Origin of the sequence: Rhodococcus sp. T2V, from assembly GCF_029269925.1 — a bacterium.
Classification (GTDB): Bacteria; Actinomycetota; Actinomycetes; order Mycobacteriales; family Mycobacteriaceae; genus Rhodococcus_F; species Rhodococcus_F koreensis.
On sequence record NZ_JARJBD010000008.1, the window covers coordinates 134,419 to 149,467 of the forward strand.

General features: G+C 68.5%; 12 protein-coding genes. 6 read left to right on the top strand and 6 right to left on the bottom strand.

The features are described from left to right. Positions 1-182: 182 nt before the first annotated feature. From P3H15_RS10105 to P3H15_RS10115, 3 genes are all read left to right on the top strand, one after another. The gene (locus tag P3H15_RS10105) at positions 183-1,148 is read left to right on the top strand and encodes a quinone oxidoreductase (RefSeq protein ID WP_276137097.1); all 966 of its coding nucleotides are present in this window, start codon (positions 183-185) and stop codon (positions 1,146-1,148) included. Between the two features lie 65 nt (positions 1,149-1,213). Next, entirely contained in the window at positions 1,214-2,704 is a 1,491-nt protein-coding gene (locus tag P3H15_RS10110; RefSeq protein ID WP_276137098.1) for a PucR family transcriptional regulator, read from the top strand. Between the two features lie 15 nt (positions 2,705-2,719). Beyond that, the gene (locus tag P3H15_RS10115) at positions 2,720-4,210 is read left to right on the top strand and encodes a PucR family transcriptional regulator (RefSeq protein WP_276137099.1); all 1,491 of its coding nucleotides are present in this window, start codon (positions 2,720-2,722) and stop codon (positions 4,208-4,210) included. A 6-nt stretch (positions 4,211-4,216) separates the two neighbouring features. On the opposite strand, the gene P3H15_RS10120 is transcribed toward P3H15_RS10115, so the two are convergent. The 3 genes from P3H15_RS10120 to P3H15_RS10130 all read right to left on the bottom strand — a co-directional run bounded on the left by P3H15_RS10120 (position 4,217) and on the right by P3H15_RS10130 (position 7,505). Further along, positions 4,217-6,187 carry an FAD-dependent oxidoreductase gene (locus tag P3H15_RS10120; RefSeq protein WP_276137147.1) on the bottom strand — a complete coding sequence of 657 codons (1,971 nt, stop codon included), beginning with the start codon at positions 6,185-6,187 and terminating at the stop codon, positions 4,217-4,219. 37 nt (positions 6,188-6,224) lie between these two features. Further along, positions 6,225-6,653: a RidA family protein gene (locus P3H15_RS10125; RefSeq protein WP_276137100.1), complete on the bottom strand. Its 429-nt coding sequence runs from the start codon at positions 6,651-6,653 to the stop codon at positions 6,225-6,227. Positions 6,654-6,809: 156 nt separating this feature from the next. Continuing rightward, positions 6,810-7,505 (bottom strand): FadR/GntR family transcriptional regulator, encoded by a 696-nt coding sequence (locus P3H15_RS10130; RefSeq protein WP_072936901.1) that lies wholly within the window; start codon positions 7,503-7,505, stop codon positions 6,810-6,812. Between the two features lie 193 nt (positions 7,506-7,698). Between P3H15_RS10130 and P3H15_RS10135 the strand changes: the two genes are divergently transcribed. From P3H15_RS10135 to P3H15_RS10145, 3 genes are all read left to right on the top strand, one after another. After that, positions 7,699-9,063: an SLC13 family permease gene (locus tag P3H15_RS10135; RefSeq protein ID WP_276137101.1), complete on the top strand. Its 1,365-nt coding sequence runs from the start codon at positions 7,699-7,701 to the stop codon at positions 9,061-9,063. A 153-nt stretch (positions 9,064-9,216) separates the two neighbouring features. Continuing rightward, entirely contained in the window at positions 9,217-10,413 is a 1,197-nt protein-coding gene (locus P3H15_RS10140; protein WP_276137102.1) for a CaiB/BaiF CoA-transferase family protein, read from the top strand. Continuing rightward, positions 10,413-11,921: a carboxyl transferase domain-containing protein gene (locus P3H15_RS10145; protein ID WP_276137148.1), complete on the top strand. Its 1,509-nt coding sequence runs from the start codon at positions 10,413-10,415 to the stop codon at positions 11,919-11,921. Before P3H15_RS10140 ends, P3H15_RS10145 begins: the two co-directional genes overlap by 1 nt. 40 nt (positions 11,922-11,961) lie before the next feature. Here P3H15_RS10145 and P3H15_RS10150 read toward each other — a convergent pair whose 3' ends face one another. The 3 genes from P3H15_RS10150 to gcvH are packed head-to-tail and all read right to left on the bottom strand — an operon-like array spanning position 11,962 to position 15,016. Then, positions 11,962-13,344: an L-serine ammonia-lyase gene (locus P3H15_RS10150; RefSeq protein WP_276137103.1), complete on the bottom strand. Its 1,383-nt coding sequence runs from the start codon at positions 13,342-13,344 to the stop codon at positions 11,962-11,964. Positions 13,345-13,346: 2 nt separating this feature from the next. After that, on the bottom strand, positions 13,347-14,615 hold the full coding sequence (gene glyA, locus P3H15_RS10155) for a serine hydroxymethyltransferase (protein WP_276137104.1): 1,269 nt from the start codon (positions 14,613-14,615) through the stop codon (positions 13,347-13,349). Further along, a complete protein-coding gene (gcvH, locus tag P3H15_RS10160; RefSeq protein WP_276137105.1) occupies positions 14,612-15,016 on the bottom strand; it encodes a glycine cleavage system protein GcvH in 405 nt (134 codons plus the stop codon). Before gcvH ends, glyA begins: the two co-directional genes overlap by 4 nt. Positions 15,017-15,049 lie beyond the last annotated feature (33 nt).

A 15,049-nucleotide genomic window follows, 5' to 3' on the forward strand; every position in this document is an offset into this window, starting at 1 on the left:
TTTTTGAACACGTAGTTCATGTGTTGAACAACACTGTAAGAGGTGGAATGTGTGGGCGTCAATAGCGCATTTCGCAAGAATTACCCCGAAACTTGTCGATGCTCGCCTCCCCGCCACTTCACGACGCCTTCACTTTATGGCCGGCATGTTCAAATAGTGGATGGGCGTGTAGAACATAGGCCATGCGTGCCATTCAGGTCTCTCGTCTCGGTGGTCCCGACGTGCTCGAACTCACCGAGGTCCCCGATCCCCAGCCCGGTCCGGACGATCTGCTCGTGCGGACCGACGCGATCGGCGTCAACTTCATCGACACCTATTTCCGGACCGGGGTGTACCCGCATCCGCTGCCGTACGTTCCCGGCGACGAGGGCTCGGGCGTCGTCGAAGCGGTCGGTGCCGGGGTGCTCGGCTTCGCGCCCGGTGACCGCGTCGCGTGGTGCGGGGCAACCGGCAACTACGCCGAACAGGTAGTGGTGCCCGCCGCAGTCGCGATCGCGGTACCGGACGGCGTGCCCGCCCCGCAGGCGGCTTCTGCACTGGCGCAAGGGATGACGGCCCACTACCTGGCGTACTCGACCTACCCGGTGCAGTCCGGCGACACCGTGCTCGTCCACGCCGGGGCCGGCGGCGTCGGATTGCTGCTGACTCAACTGGCCACGAAGCTGGGTGCGCGGGTGATCACCACCGTCTCGTCGGATGTGAAGGAGAAGCTGTCGCGCGAGGCCGGCGCCGCCGAGGTGCTCCGCTACGAGGACGACATCGCCGCCCGCGTCCGCGAACTCACCGACGGGGAGGGTGTGGTCGTCGCCTACGACGGGGTCGGCGCGGCCACGTTCGAGGCGAGCCTCGCGTCCGTCCGGGTCCGTGGCACCCTTGCCCTCTTCGGCGCCTCGAGCGGCCTGGTACCGCCGTTCGACCCGCAACGACTCAATCCCGCAGGGTCCCTGGTCCTCACCCGTCCCACGCTCGCGCACTACATCCGCACCCGTGAGGAACTCACCTGGCGGGCAGGCGAGGTCTTCGCGGCCGTCGCGGACGGCTCGTTGCACGTTCGCGTCGGCGCGCACTACCCGCTCGAACACGCCGCCGACGCGCATCGAGACCTCGAGGCCCGGAAGACGACCGGTGCCGTCGTCCTCGTCCCCTGACGAGGAGCCATACGGACGTACAATTCTGCTGGCGACGTTCATTACCCGCATCGACGGAGTGATTCGTGTCGAACCTGACAGTCGGCGACTTGGTGGCCATGCGGCAACTCGCGTGCAGCGTGGTGGCCGGCGCTGCCGGTGCCGGCCGGATCGTGGTGTGGGCGCAGGTGTGCGAACTGCCCGACCCCTGGAACTGGCTGGGTAAGGACGACCTGTTGATGACCACCGGTATGAGCCTGCCGGCAGCGGCGGACGCACAGCGACAGTTCGTGCGACGTCTCAGCGAGGCGGGTTTGGCCGGTATCGCGATCGGCGACGACCTGCTCGCGCCGCCGCTGACGCAGGACATGCTGGCCGAAGCGGACGAGCAGTGCTTCCCCGTCGTCTCGGTCGGTCATGCAACGCCTTTCGTCGCGATCGGCCGTACCGTCGCCATCGCGGCCCAGAGCGTCCAGGTCAGTCGAATCGCCCGCTTGAGCAGGCTCTACGACGCCACGCAGGCGGCACCGGAGGACGAGACGTCGCTGCTCGATCGAGTGTCGGCGGAACTCGGACACCGACTCCACGTCGTGGACGTCGAACTCGGCAGCGAGGTGCTGCGCGACGCCCGTCCGCTCGGCGACGATCTCGTCGACGAGCTCCGCCGCAGCGTCGGCGGCCGGCTCGACCGTCTTCCGTCGAGGGTGTCGATCGACGCCGGCGCCGGGACGGTGGCGACAGCGTTCCCCCTCGCCACCCACCGCAGGTGCATGCTCGTCGCGGCCGGGCACGCCGACATCGAGGTCGACGCGTTCGTGTTGTTGCATGCGCAGAGCCTCGTGGGCGTGGAAGTGGAGCGGGTGACCCGGGAACGTGAACGCACCGATGTGGTGCGGGCGGAGCTGCTCGAGCAGATGATCACCGGATCGATCGGCGTGGAGGCTGCCACACCTCGCCTCGGACAACTGGAGTTGGCCGATACCCACTGGTGCGTCATCGGATTCGACGCATCTCACCTCCAGACGGCCCGCACGCTCATCGGGGACCGCGGAGTCCCGTACCTGTCGTGCTCGGTAGGGGACGAGGGGTACCTGATGGTCCCGAGCACCGAGGCCGACCTGACGGCGGACCTCCTCGACCGCCACATCGATGCGATGGGAATGTCGGCCCGTAACGCGACGACGGGGCGGGTTCCGGACAGCGTTCGTCAAGCCCGGTGGGCTCTCCAGGCCGCGCGGGCGGCGGGCGGCGGCCTTGCCGAGTATTCGACCGCGGCCCCCCTGTTCCTTCCCCGAACGTTGACCGAAGCACATTTTGCGACGCGGGCCGTGCTGGGGAAGGTCATCGACTACGACGCCGCCAATCACAGCGATCTCGTCGAGACGCTGGACGTATTCCTGTCCATGGATCGGAACTGGTCGGCAACCGCGGAAAAGCTTGTCATTCACCGCCAGACGCTCGGATACCGGCTGCGCAAGATCGAGGGCCTCACCGGCCGAAGCATGAAGAGTTCCGCAGACATCGCCGACTTCTGGATGGCGCTGATCACCCGCCGGATCAGTAGCGTCCGGGACTGAGACGAGAGGAAGACGATGTCGAGACTCACCGTCGGCGACCTCATCGCCATGGATCAGCTCGGGTGCGCTGCCGTCGCCGGTGTGACGGGACTCGATCGCCGGATCGTGTGGGCACACACCTCGGAACTCGACCCCTGGGACTGGCTGGGAGCGGACGAGCTGCTGATGACCGCCGGTTTGTGCGTGCCGCCGGACGAGCAGGCACAGTGCACGTTCGTCGAGCGCCTCCACGACAAGGGTCTGGCGGGCGTCATCATCGGTGACGACGCGACAGCGCCACCGCTCACGGCCGCGATGCTCGCTGTTGCCGACCGACTGGGTTTCCCCATCCTTCGGTGCAGCCACACCACCCCGTTCGCGGCCATCGGACGTACGGTGGCTTTGGCCAGTCAGAGTGTTCAGGTCAGCAGGGTCGCACGACTGAGCCGACTCTACGAACACGCACGCTCGACGTCGCTGGCGGAGACGAGTCTCCTTGTCCGGCTGTCCCGCGAGCTTCGCTACACGCTGCACGTCGTCGACGTCGAGTACGGCACCGAAGTTCTCCCGACCGACAATGCACTGTCCGACAAGACCATCCGCGCGTTGGCCGCGCGGGTCGCCGGGACCCTCGATCGTCTGCCCGCCCACCTCACGCTGATGGACGGTGCCGACTATGTGATGACCGCCCATGCCCTTCCCACTCACCGGAAATGCATGCTGGTGATGGAGGGAAGCCCGGCCACGGACGTCGATGCCTTCGCCCTGCTGCATGTGCGAACCCTGATCGGCGTCGAAGTCGAAAAGGTCACCAGGGAGCGGGAGCACGCCGACGAGGCCGGTGAGGGCCTGCTGCGGAGAATTCTCGCCGGAACCGACGCCGCCGAGGCGGTGATACCACTGCTCGAACAGTTCAACCTGGCCGAACCCGAATGGACGGTGCTGAGCTTCGGAACCGACTTCCTACCGGCTGCGCGGACGATAACCGGCGACCGGGGCGTCCCCAACGTGACCGGCTCCCTCGACGAACACGCGTACATGCTGATTCCCACCGGCCGGAGTCCGGAGACCATCGACGTGCTGAGCGGCAGAACCCGGGCGATGGGAGTGTCACCCTCGGCGACCACGATCGGGCAGATCTCCGACAGCGCTCGTCAGGCGGGATGGGCGCTGGACACCGCCCGATCGACCGGCGTACCCGTCGCCCGATACACCACCGACGCACCACTGTTCGTGCCGCGCACCCTGACCGACGCCCGGCACGCCACCGACGCGATCCTCGGCGATCTCCTCCTGTACGACCGGGGGCACGAGTCGCACCTCGTCGAGACGCTCGAAACCTTCCTCACCCACGACCGAAGCTGGACGGAGACGGCCGAGCAGCTCGGAATTCACCGGCAGTCTCTGGCCTTCCGTCTCCGGAAGATCGAGTCCGTGACGGGACGCAATCTCAAGGCGTCCTCGGACATCGCGATGCTGTGGCTGGCGCTCCGCGCCCGCGCCCACGCGAGTGCGCTGACCGACTGAACAGGGTCAGACGGCGGCGGCCGCGCGCAACCCGTCGAGGACGGCCTCTTCGACGGTGCGCGGGGCGAGGCAGTCACCGACTCCGGTGAACGGGATGCCGGTGGATTCGACGTCGGCGAGCAGGGTGTCGTTCTGCTGGTGGCCGAGGGCGAGGACGAGTCCGTCGATGCCGTCGAGGATGATCGGTTCGCCGGTCAGGGTGTTGACCAGGTAGACGGTGTCGTCGTCCGCCCCGAACAGGCGGGTGTGGGGGACGATGCGGACCTTCGCTTCGGTGGCCGCGCGCAGCATCGACACCCGGGTGAACTGCTGCAGGTTCTCGCCGGCCGCGTAGCCGTTGACGCACAGGGTCACCTTGCGCCCTTCGCGGGCGAGCATTTCCGCGACCCCGAGTCCGGTCCAGTCTCCGCGCCAGTCGGCCACGACGATCTCCCCCTTGGGGGTGTTGCCGCCGTTCGCGCCGATCACGTCCCACGCCTCGAGGACCGGCATGTCGCCGTCCAGTTCGAGGTGCGGCCGGTACGGGGTGGCGCCGGTCGCGATGATGACGTGGTCGGGTCGTTGTTCGGTGATCATCGCCGCATCGACCTGGACGCGGGTCTTCACGATCACCCCGTAGCGGTCGAGTTCGGACTGCAGATTGGTGGCGGCGCCGCCGAACTCGGACCGGCCGGGCAGCCGCTCGGCGAGCAGCACCTGCCCACCGACCCGGCCACTGGCCTCGTAGAGGGTGACCCGGTGCCCGCGCTGGGCGGCGACCACGGCGGCCTTCATCCCGGCGGGTCCGCCGCCGACGACCATGACGTCCGTCGGTTTCGGGGTGAGCACCAGCGTGCCGAACTCGCGTTCGCGTCCGGTCTCCGGGCGCTGGATGCAGGAGATCGGGTAGCCGGATTGGAAGTGGCCGATGCACGCCTGGTTGCAGCCGATGCAGGCCCGGATGTCGTCCGGCCGCTCGGCGAGGGCCTTGGCAGGCATGTCCGGGTCGCAGATCAGGGCGCGGGTCATCGCGCAGGCGTCGGCCTGACCCTTGGCGACGACGATCTCGGCTTCCTGCGGTTGGTTGATCCGTCCGGCGACGAGCACCGGGATCGACACTGCCGCTTTGATCTTCGCCGCGGCGGGTGCGGTGTAGGCGGCCTCCTCGCTCATCGGCGGAACGATGTGCAGGGACCCGGACCGGCTCGCGGACGTGCCCTCGGTGACGTTCAGGAAGTCCAGCAGCCCGTCCGCGTCGAGCCGTCGGCAGACCTCGACGATGTCGGTGGGTTCGTCCTCCGCCGAGGAGTGCTCGATCCCGGACACGCGGACGCCGACGGCGAATCCCGATCCGACGGCCTCGCGGACGGCGGCGATGATCTCGCGCAGGAATCGCATCCGATTGTCGCGGTCGCCACCGTACTGGTCGGTGCGCAGGTTCAGGTCGGGGTTGAGGAACTGGGCGGGCAGGTAGCCGTGGCTGGCCACGATCTCGACGCCGTCGAGTCCGGCCTGCTGGAGCCGGCGCGCCCCGGCCGCGTATCCGGCGACGACCTCGGCGATCATCGCCTGGGACATCGGCCGGGGCATGACCCGGAATCGTTCGTTCGGCACGGCCGACGGGGCGTACGCGACCGGGAGCGCACCGTCCTGGGATTCCATGATCTCCCGGCCCGGGTGGAACACCTGACCGAACAGCGCGCACCCGTGCTCGTGGACGGCGTCGGCGACGCGCCGGTAGCCGGCGATGCAGCTGTCGTCGGTGGCCATGAGGACGTGGTAGGTGTACCGCGCGGTCTCGTGGATCCCGGCGACCTGCATGACGATCAGTCCGGCGCCGCCGGCCGCCCGGGCGCGGTGGTATTCGACGAGCTGGTCGGTGACGGCGCCGTCGTGCACCATCACGGTGTCGTGCCCGGAGGAGAAGATGCGGTTCTTGAGGGTGACGTCGCCGACCTGCAGGGGAGAGAACAGCGTCGGAAAGAGGGTCTCAGACATGGACATCCCAGTTCTGTACTGGTGGTGGAAGGGGTGGTCAGCCGGCGTCGGTGTCGGCGAGGACGCGCTGGGCACCGGCCACGGCGACGGCGTCCGCTTCGAAGAGCATGCCCTCGACGAGGAACGAGTTCTGCACCGCGGTCACCGCGGGATACGGGGCGGAGAAGAACTCGGCGCGCACCTTCTTGAACGTGTCGAAGTCGTCGCGGTCGCCCAGGTAGGCGGTCAGCTTGACCACCGACGACATCGAGGCGCCGTGCTGGGTCAGGATCTTCTCGATGTTGCGGAACACCTGGCGGGCCTGCGCCTCGAAGCCGCCGTCGACGAGGTTGCCGGCGTCGTCGTAGCCGGCCTGACCGGACGTGAACACCAGGTCCCCGGCCTTGGCGCCCTGGCTGTACTGCGCGGACTGCGCCCAGGTGAAGGGGGCGGGGCGGGTTTCGACGATGTTCTCGGTGGTCGTCATGGTGATCCTCTCGGTCGATGTCCCGGGAGTGCGGGACCGCAGTGGCTGACGAGAGGGAACGCTATGGCACGGCTCACCAGGGCGTAACCGTACTGTTGGACAAACCGGTATCACTGCTTTAGTCAGGCGTACGTGTTTCCGCGCCCTGTGTGTGCCCTACCCGCCCTCGCGCAGTAGTGCGACGTCGGACACCATCCGAATGTGATCGGCCATGGCACGGGAGGCGCCCGCGGAGTCACGGTCTCGAATCGCCGTCGCAATACGACGGTGCCCTTCGAGCGAGGCCCGCGGGCGTTCGGCCTGGGAGAGGGATTCGATCCGGGTCTCCCGGATCAGCCCGGAGATCTCGTGCATCAGCTTGGCCAGCAGTGACGAGTGCGCCGCGACGGTGATGGCCTCGTGGAACTGCTCGTCACCGACGACGCCGCGATCGCCCGCGGCGATCTCGGACTCCATCGTCGCGAGGGCGGAATCGATTGCCGCCATCTCCGCGTCGGTCCGGCGCTCGGCGGCGAGCCCGGCAAGTTTGACCTCGAGTGCCTCGCGGGCCTCGATCACCTCGGGCAGGCGGTCGGCGTGTTCCCGCAGGGCCTTGACCGCGCGCTCCTCGATGGGCTGTCGGACGAGGACGGCGCCGTCGCCGTGCCGCACCGACACCACGCCCTGCACCTCGAGGGCGACGAGGGCCTGGCTCAGGGACGCGCGGGACACCCCCAGTTGAGCTGCGAGTTCGCGCTCGGCGGGGAGGCGGTCGCCCGGCGTCATCTCGTGTTCCGCGATATGGGCGCAGAGTTGCTCGACGATCACCTCGTACAGCCGCGGTCGCGCTACCGGACGCAGTTGCTCAGCCACTGGGCCACCCACTCTCCATTCCACTGAAACTACTCCACGGTATCTCCCGGAGGCGGGTAACCGCACGCACAGTTGCTGTTGACAGTGACCTACAACACTGCTTCGATGAAGTGGCTAGGCCAATTTGCCACTGAGTCAATTCTCGGAGCGTCGGCCGGCACCAGTTGCCACTGCCACAGAACCGGAGACTTTCATGTCGACCGAGTTGATCCCCATCCTCGCGCTTGCCGTCATGTTCCTGGCGGCGACCGTGCTGCCCGTGAACATGGGCGCCCTCGGCTTCGTTGCCGCCTTCTTCGTCGGCACCCTGTCGCTGCACATGAGCAGCGACGACATCATCGCCGGATTCCCCAGCAGCCTGTTCCTGACGCTGGTCGGCATCACCTACCTCTTCGCAATCGCCCAGAACAACGGCACCGTCGACCTCATGGTCCGCGGGGCGGTCCGGCTGGTCCGCGGTCGTGTCGCCCTGATTCCCTGGGTGATGTTCGGGATCACGGCGGTCCTCACCGCGATCGGTGCGCTCGGCCCCGCCGCCGTGGCGATCGTCGCGCCGATCGCTCTCGGCTTCGCCGCGCGCTACAAGATCAACGCCCTCCTGATGGGCATGATGGTCGTGCACGGCGCACAGGCCGGCGGATTCTCGCCGATCAGCATCTACGGCGTCACGGTCAACGACATCGCGTCGAAGGCGGGACTGACCAACAGCCCGCTCACCCTCTTCCTCGGAAGTCTCCTGTTCAACGCCGCGATCGGGGTGCTGCTGTTCGTGTTCCTCGGCGGGCGGGACCTGATCGGGCGCAGCGTGCACGACGACGGTGTCGAGGACACGGAGGGAACCGGTGCCGGCGGCTCGGGCGGTGGAGCGCCGACGACCGGCGGCGACGCGGGGTCGGGCGGGGCCACCGCCACCAAGGTGCGTCCGGCGCAGACCCTCGCGGGCTCACCTGCGCACTCCGGCGTCACGGTCGATCAGGCCCTCACTCTGGTGGGTCTCGCCGCGCTCGCCGTGTTCTCGCTGATCCTCGATCTCGACGTGGGATTCATCTCGATGACGGTGGCGGTCGTCCTGGCGCTCGCCTCGCCGAAGGCGCAGAAGGGTGCGATCGCGCAGATCAGCTGGTCGACGGTGCTGCTCATCGGCGGCGTCCTCACGTTCGTGGGCGTCCTGCAGGAGGCGGGCACCGTCGAGTACGTCGGCAACGCGGTCGCGAGCCTGGGCATGCCGCTCCTCGTCGCCCTGCTCCTCTGCTACATCGGGGCCATCGTCTCCGCCTTCGCCTCGTCCACGGCGATCCTGGGCGCGACGATCCCGCTCGCGGTTCCATTCCTTCTCGCCGGTGAGGTGGGTGCGGTCGGTGTCATCGTCGCGCTCGCCATCTCCTCGACCATCGTCGACGTCAGCCCGTTCTCGACCAACGGCGCGCTGGTCCTCGCGAACGCGCAGAACGTCGATCGTGACCGGTTCTACAAGCAGATCCTGAAGTACAGCGCGCTCGTCGTCGCCATCGGGCCACTCGCGGCCTGGGCGATTCTCGTGGTGCCCGGCTGGCTCTGACCGCCGGCGGGTAGGCGTCCGGCCCGCCACCTCGAAAACTCGGCTCTTGACATCGGTCGGATCAGATGTTTCATTTAATTGGCTAGTCCACTAGGTCACTGCACCAACAGTCCAGCTCTCGCGGCTCTCGCCAGGAAGTAACGGTGGTTTCACATGTCCACGAAAACGATGGAGCGCACGGGTCCGCTGCAAGGAGTGGTCGTCGTCGATCTGACGCGCGCACTGGCGGGTCCCCACGCGGCGATGATGCTCGGCGATCTCGGCGCGGACGTCATCAAGGTCGAAACCCCGCACGGCGGCGACGACACCCGCGGGTGGGGGCCGCCGTTCGTCGAACCCGCCGACGCGCCGCGCGAATCGACGTACTTCCTGTCCACGAACCGGAACAAGAAGTCGATCACCCTGGACCTCAAGGCCGAAGACGGACGCGACACCCTCGAGTCCCTCGTCCGGCGGGCCGACGTCCTCATGGAGAACTTCCGCACCGGGGTCCTCGACCGGCTCGGGTTCACCACCGAGCGTCTCGCCGAACTGAACCCGCGCCTGGTCGTCCTGTCCATCAGCGGTTTCGGTCACGACGGACCCGAAGGCGGACGCGCCGGTTACGACCAGATCGCACAGGGCGAGGCCGGGCTGATGTCGCTGACCGGACCCAATCCCGACGACGTCCAGCGCGTCGGCGTTCCCATCGCGGACCTGCTCGCCGGCATGTACGGGGCGTTCGGGGTGGTCGCCGCGTTGCAGGAACGCGAACGCACCGGACGGGGCCGCGTCGTGCGAACGTCGTTGCTGGCCAGCGTCGTCGGCGTGCACGCCTTCCAGGGGACGAAGTGGACCGTCGCAGGCGAGGTCGGCGAGGCGCAGGGCAACCACCATCCCTCGATCTCCCCGTACGGACTGTTCCGCACCGCCGACGGCGCCGTGCAGATCTCGGTCGGCAGCGAAGGGCTGTGGAAGCGGTTCTGCGCGGGCTTCCACCTCGACCCCGACGCCCCCGGCATGGCCACCAATCCCGAACGCGTCGAGAACCACAAGCAGGTCCTCGAGATGGTCGAGGACGCGTTCGGCGCGTACACGAGCGACGAACTCCTCATCGAACTCGACCGGATCGGGGTGCCCGCGGGACGCGTCCGCACCATCTCCGAGGTCTACGAATGGGAGCAGACGAAGTCGCAGGGGCTGCTCGTCGACGTCGACCACCGCACACTCGGCAACATCACGCTGCCCGGCCCGCCCCTGCGGTTCTTCGAACCGGACGGCACCGAGGTCACCGAAACCCGGCACACCGCACCGCCGGTCCTCGGCGCGGACAACGACACCGTGATGTCGTGGCTGAAGGAATGCAGCTGATGGCGCGCCTGACCGCTCCCGAACTGCTCGATCTGGTGGTCGACGCCGGCACCTGGGAGTCGTGGGACACCCCGCCGATCCAGGTCGCTGCGGACTCCGAGTACGCGGACGAGCTTCTCCGCGCGCAGGAGAAGACCGGCCTCGACGAGGCGGTGCTCACCGGAGTCGCCACCATCCGCGGCCGCCGAACCGCAATCCTCGTCTGTGAGTTCGGTTTTCTCGGCGGCTCGATCGGCGTGGCGGCGGGGGAGCGCCTGGTCGCCGCGATCCGCCGCGCCACCCACGAGCGGCTTCCGCTGCTCGCCCTGCCCACCTCGGGTGGGACGCGCATGCAGGAGGGGACGACTGCCTTCCTGCAGATGGTCAAGATCACGGCGGCGGTGATCAAGCACAAGGAGGCGCACCTGCCGTATCTCGTCTACCTCCGGAGCCCCACGACCGGCGGGGTGTTCGCGTCCTGGGGATCACTCGGCCACGTCACCATCGCGGAACCGGGAGCGCTCGTCGGATTCCTCGGGCCGCGCGTGTACGAGGCGCTGTACGAGTCGCCGTTCCCGACGGGTGTCCAGACCGCCGAGAACCTCCACGCGCACGGACTCATCGACGCGGTGCGGCCGCCGGACCAGCTCGCCGAGATCGTCGACCGCGCGCTGCGCATCATCACCTCCAGCCGTGGTGGCCGGCCGGCTCCCGCCGACCCCGCCGTGCACGAGAGTCTGCCGGACGTGCCCGCGTGGGACTCGGTGCTCGCGTCGCGACGCGAGGACCGGCCCGGGGTACGCGACGTGATGTTCCATTCGGCCTCGGATGTTCTCCCGCTCAACGGAACCGGTCAGGGGGAGATCGATCCGGGTCTGATCCTCGCCCTCGTCCGGTTCGGTGACATGCCCTGCGTCCTGCTCGGGCAGGACCGTCGCGGGCAGACCACCCGGTCGCCGCTCGGCCCGGCCGCCCTGCGGGAAGCGCGCAGGGGAATGCGGCTGGCGGCGGAACTGAACCTGCCGCTGGTGACGGTCATCGACACCGCGGGAGCCGCGTTGTCGAAGGAGGCCGAGGAAGGCGGGCTCGCCGGCGAGATCGCGCGCTGCATCGCCGACATGGTCTCACTCGACGTTCCCACGATCTCCCTGCTGCTCGGGCAGGGCACCGGCGGCGGCGCGCTGGCGTTGATTCCGGCCGACCGGGTGCTCGCGGCCCAGCACGGCTGGCTGTCGCCGCTGCCGCCCGAGGGTGCGAGCGCGATCCTGCACCACGACATCGCGCACGCGCCGGACATGGCCGCCCGCCAGGGCATCCGGTCGTCCGATCTCCTCGCGAGCGGCATCGTCGACGAGGTGATCCCCGAATTCCCCGACGCAGCCGAGGAATCCACGGCATTCTGCACCCGGGTCGGTGCGGTGCTCCACCGCGAGCTGGCGCTCCTCGATGCGGCGGACACCACCCAGCGACTCTCCGAACGTGCGGCGCGATTCGACCGGATCGGTCTGTTGCAGCCCGCACCTGCATGACCGCGGTGCCGGGGATCCCGATCGGATCCCCGGCACTGCGTCAGCATTCGACGAGGTTCACCGACACGTTGACGGCCAGACCGCCGGTAGACGTCTCCTTGTACTTCGAGCTCATGTCGGCGCCGGTGGCCCGCATCGTCTCGATCACCTGATCGAGGCTGACGCGGTGGGTGCCGTCGCCGCGCAGTGCCATCCGGGCGGCGTTGATCGCCTTGCCCGCCGAGATGGCGTTGCGCTCGATGCACGGAATCTGCACCAGCCCCCCGATGGGATCGCACGTCAGACCGAGACTGTGTTCCATCGCGATCTCCGCCGAGTTCTCCACCTGCGCGGGGGTGCCGCCGAGGATCTCGGCGAGACCGGCGGCGGCCATCGACGCCGCGGAGCCGACCTCGCCCTGGCAGCCCACCTCGGCCCCGGAGATCGAGGCCCGCTCCTTGTACAGGGATCCGATTGCGCCTGCCGCCAACAGGAATCGCACCGACGTGCCGTCCGGATCCGCCTTCCCCACGGCGGTGTAGTGCAGCGCGAAATGCAGCACCGCCGGGATGATGCCGGCCGCGCCGTTGGTGGGGGCGGTCACGATCCGCCCACCGGACGCGTTCTCCTCGTTGACGGCGAGGGCCACCAGATTCACCCAGTCCTCGGCGAACGCGGGATCGCGGTGGGGGTCTTCCGTGTTCAGCCGCTCGTACCAGCCGCGGGCGCGTCGGCGCACCTGCAGATTGCCGGGCAGGTACCCGTCCCGGCTGATGCCGCGTTGCTGACACTCGACCATCACGTCCCGGATGTGCAGCAGTCGCGCCCGGACCTCCGACTCGGGCCGGAGGGCCCGTTCGTGCTCGAGCATCACCTCGCTGATGCCGAGTCCGTAGTGCTCGCTGAGTTCGAGCAATTCGCGAGCCGACCCGAACGACAGCGCGTTCGCGCCGGCACCGACCGACACAGCCGGTTCGGTGCCGGTGACCACGAAGCCGCCGCCGATCGAGAAGTACGTCTGCGCATGCAATTCGCGACCGTCCACCCCGGTGGCGGTGAGCGTCATGCCGTTGGGGTGAAAATCCAGCACCGTCAACGGATGCAGCACCATCTCGTCCTCGGCGAGCGGGATGTCGACCGTCCCGCCGACGCGGATCCGCCGGCTCGCTCGCACCTCGTCGAGCCGCGTCTCCATCTCCTCGGTGGCGATGGTCTCCGGCCGATACCCTTCGAGGCCGAGGAGGATCGCCGACATGGTGCCGTGTCCCGCGCCGGTCGCTGCGAGCGAGCCGTACAGGTCGACACGGACACCGGCGACGTCCCCGAGAACGCCGAGTGCGCCGAGGTCGTCGACGAACGTCCCCGCCGCCCGCATCGGCCCGACCGTGTGTGAACTGGAGGGGCCGATGCCGACGGAGAAGAGGTCGAAGACGCTGATGGTCATCCCTACAGCTCCGGGTAGAGGGGGTATTTGTCCGCGAGGACCCGGACCTGGGCGGCCAATCCGGACGTGTCCGCGTCGGAGGGTGCGACGAGGGCCTGCGCGATCAGGTCGGCGACCGTCACGAAGTCGTCCCGGCCGAAACCGCGCGCCGCGAGTGCCGGCGTGCCGATGCGCAGGCCGGACGTCACCATCGGTGGCCGCGGGTCGAACGGAACGGCGTTGCGGTTGACGGTGATTCCGATCGCGTCGAGGCGGTCCTCGGCCTGCTGCCCGTCGATGTCGGCGTCCCTGAGGTCGACGAGGACGAGGTGCACGTCCGTGCCGCCGGTGAGGACGCTGATGCCGGCTTCCTTGACGTCGGGGCGGCTGAGGCGCTCGGCGAGAACCTTCGCCCCGTCCAGGCAGCGTTCCTGACGTTCCGCGAATTCGGGTTCGGCCGCCATCTTGAATGCCGTTGCCTTACCCGCGATCACGTGCTCGAGCGGCCCACCCTGCTGGCCGGGGAAGACCGCCGAGTTGATCTTCTTCGCGATGGCCGCGTCACCCGTCAGGATGATCCCGCCGCGGGGACCGCCGAGCGTCTTGTGCGTCGTCGACGTCACGACGTGCGCGTGCGGCACCGGGGACGGGTGGAATCCGGTGGCCACGAGGCCCGCGAAGTGGGCCATGTCCACCATCAGGTAGGCGCCGACCTCGTCCGCGATCTCCCGGAAGCGGGCGAAGTCCAACTGGCGAGGGTAGGCCGACCAGCCGGCGATGATCAGTTGCGGCCGGTGCTCGCGCGCGGCCTTCGCGACCTCGTCCATGTCGATGAGGTAGTCCTGCTCGGACACCCCGTAGGCGGCGACGTTGTAGAGCTTGCCGGAGAAGTTCAGCCGCATGCCGTGCGTGAGGTGGCCGCCGTCGGCGAGGGACAGTCCGAGGATCGTGTCGCCCGGCTCGATCAGCGCGTGCATCACCGACGCGTTCGCGGTGGCACCGGAATGCGGTTGCACGTTGGCGTATTCGGCGGCGAACAGGGCCTTGACGCGGTCGATGGCGAGTTGCTCGATGGAGTCGACGTGCTCGCAGCCGCCGTAGTAGCGGCGCCCCGGGTACCCCTCGGCGTACTTGTTGGTCAGCACCGAACCCTGCGCCTGCATGACCGCGAGCGGCGCGTGGTTCTCCGACGCGATCATCTCCAGGCCGGTGCGCTGACGATCGAGTTCCTTGCCGATCAGAGCGGCCACATCCGGGTCGAAGTCCGCGAGGTCACGGTTCAGGACGCTCATGCGTTCGCTCCGTTCTTCTCGGCGTACTCGGCGGCGGTGAGGAGCTCGCCGGCCGCGGACGGCTGGACGGCGAACAACCAGCCCTCCCCGTACGGGTCGGACGTGACCAGGCCGGGGTCGTCGACGGCGGCAGCGTTGATCAGGGTCACCCGGCCGCTGACCGGCGGGTACAGCTCGGAGACGGTCTTGGTGGACTCGACCTCGCCGCACGATTCGCCGGCGACGATGGTCGTCCCGACCTCGGGCAGATCGACGAAGACGAGTTCGCCGAGCGAGTTGACGGCGACGGACGTGATGCCGACGCGGACGGGCTCGTCGGGGAGATCGGCGCCCGGCGCGATCAGAACCCATTCGTGGTCGTCGGTGTAGCTGCGGTCGTCGGGGAAGGCTGCTGAAGACATGGCGGTACCTTTTCGGGGCCGAAGGGAGTGGGA

What these genes read in the sequence shown, in the direction of transcription:
- P3H15_RS10105 (WP_276137097.1), top strand. Translation starts at nt 183, where the DNA reads ATGCGTGCCATTCAGGTCTCTCGTCTCGGTGGTCCCGACGTGCTCGAA.
- P3H15_RS10115 (WP_276137099.1), top strand. Translation starts at nt 2,720, where the DNA reads ATGTCGAGACTCACCGTCGGCGACCTCATCGCCATGGATCAGCTCGGG.
- P3H15_RS10120 (WP_276137147.1), bottom strand. Translation starts at nt 6,187, where the DNA reads ATGTCTGAGACCCTCTTTCCGACGCTGTTCTCTCCCCTGCAGGTCGGC.
- P3H15_RS10125 (WP_276137100.1), bottom strand. Translation starts at nt 6,653, where the DNA reads ATGACGACCACCGAGAACATCGTCGAAACCCGCCCCGCCCCCTTCACC.
- P3H15_RS10135 (WP_276137101.1), top strand. Translation starts at nt 7,699, where the DNA reads ATGTCGACCGAGTTGATCCCCATCCTCGCGCTTGCCGTCATGTTCCTG.
- P3H15_RS10140 (WP_276137102.1), top strand. Translation starts at nt 9,217, where the DNA reads ATGTCCACGAAAACGATGGAGCGCACGGGTCCGCTGCAAGGAGTGGTC.
- P3H15_RS10145 (WP_276137148.1), top strand. Translation starts at nt 10,413, where the DNA reads ATGGCGCGCCTGACCGCTCCCGAACTGCTCGATCTGGTGGTCGACGCC.
- P3H15_RS10150 (WP_276137103.1), bottom strand. Translation starts at nt 13,344, where the DNA reads ATGACCATCAGCGTCTTCGACCTCTTCTCCGTCGGCATCGGCCCCTCC.
- glyA (WP_276137104.1), bottom strand. Translation starts at nt 14,615, where the DNA reads ATGAGCGTCCTGAACCGTGACCTCGCGGACTTCGACCCGGATGTGGCC.
- gcvH (WP_276137105.1), bottom strand. Translation starts at nt 15,016, where the DNA reads ATGTCTTCAGCAGCCTTCCCCGACGACCGCAGCTACACCGACGACCAC.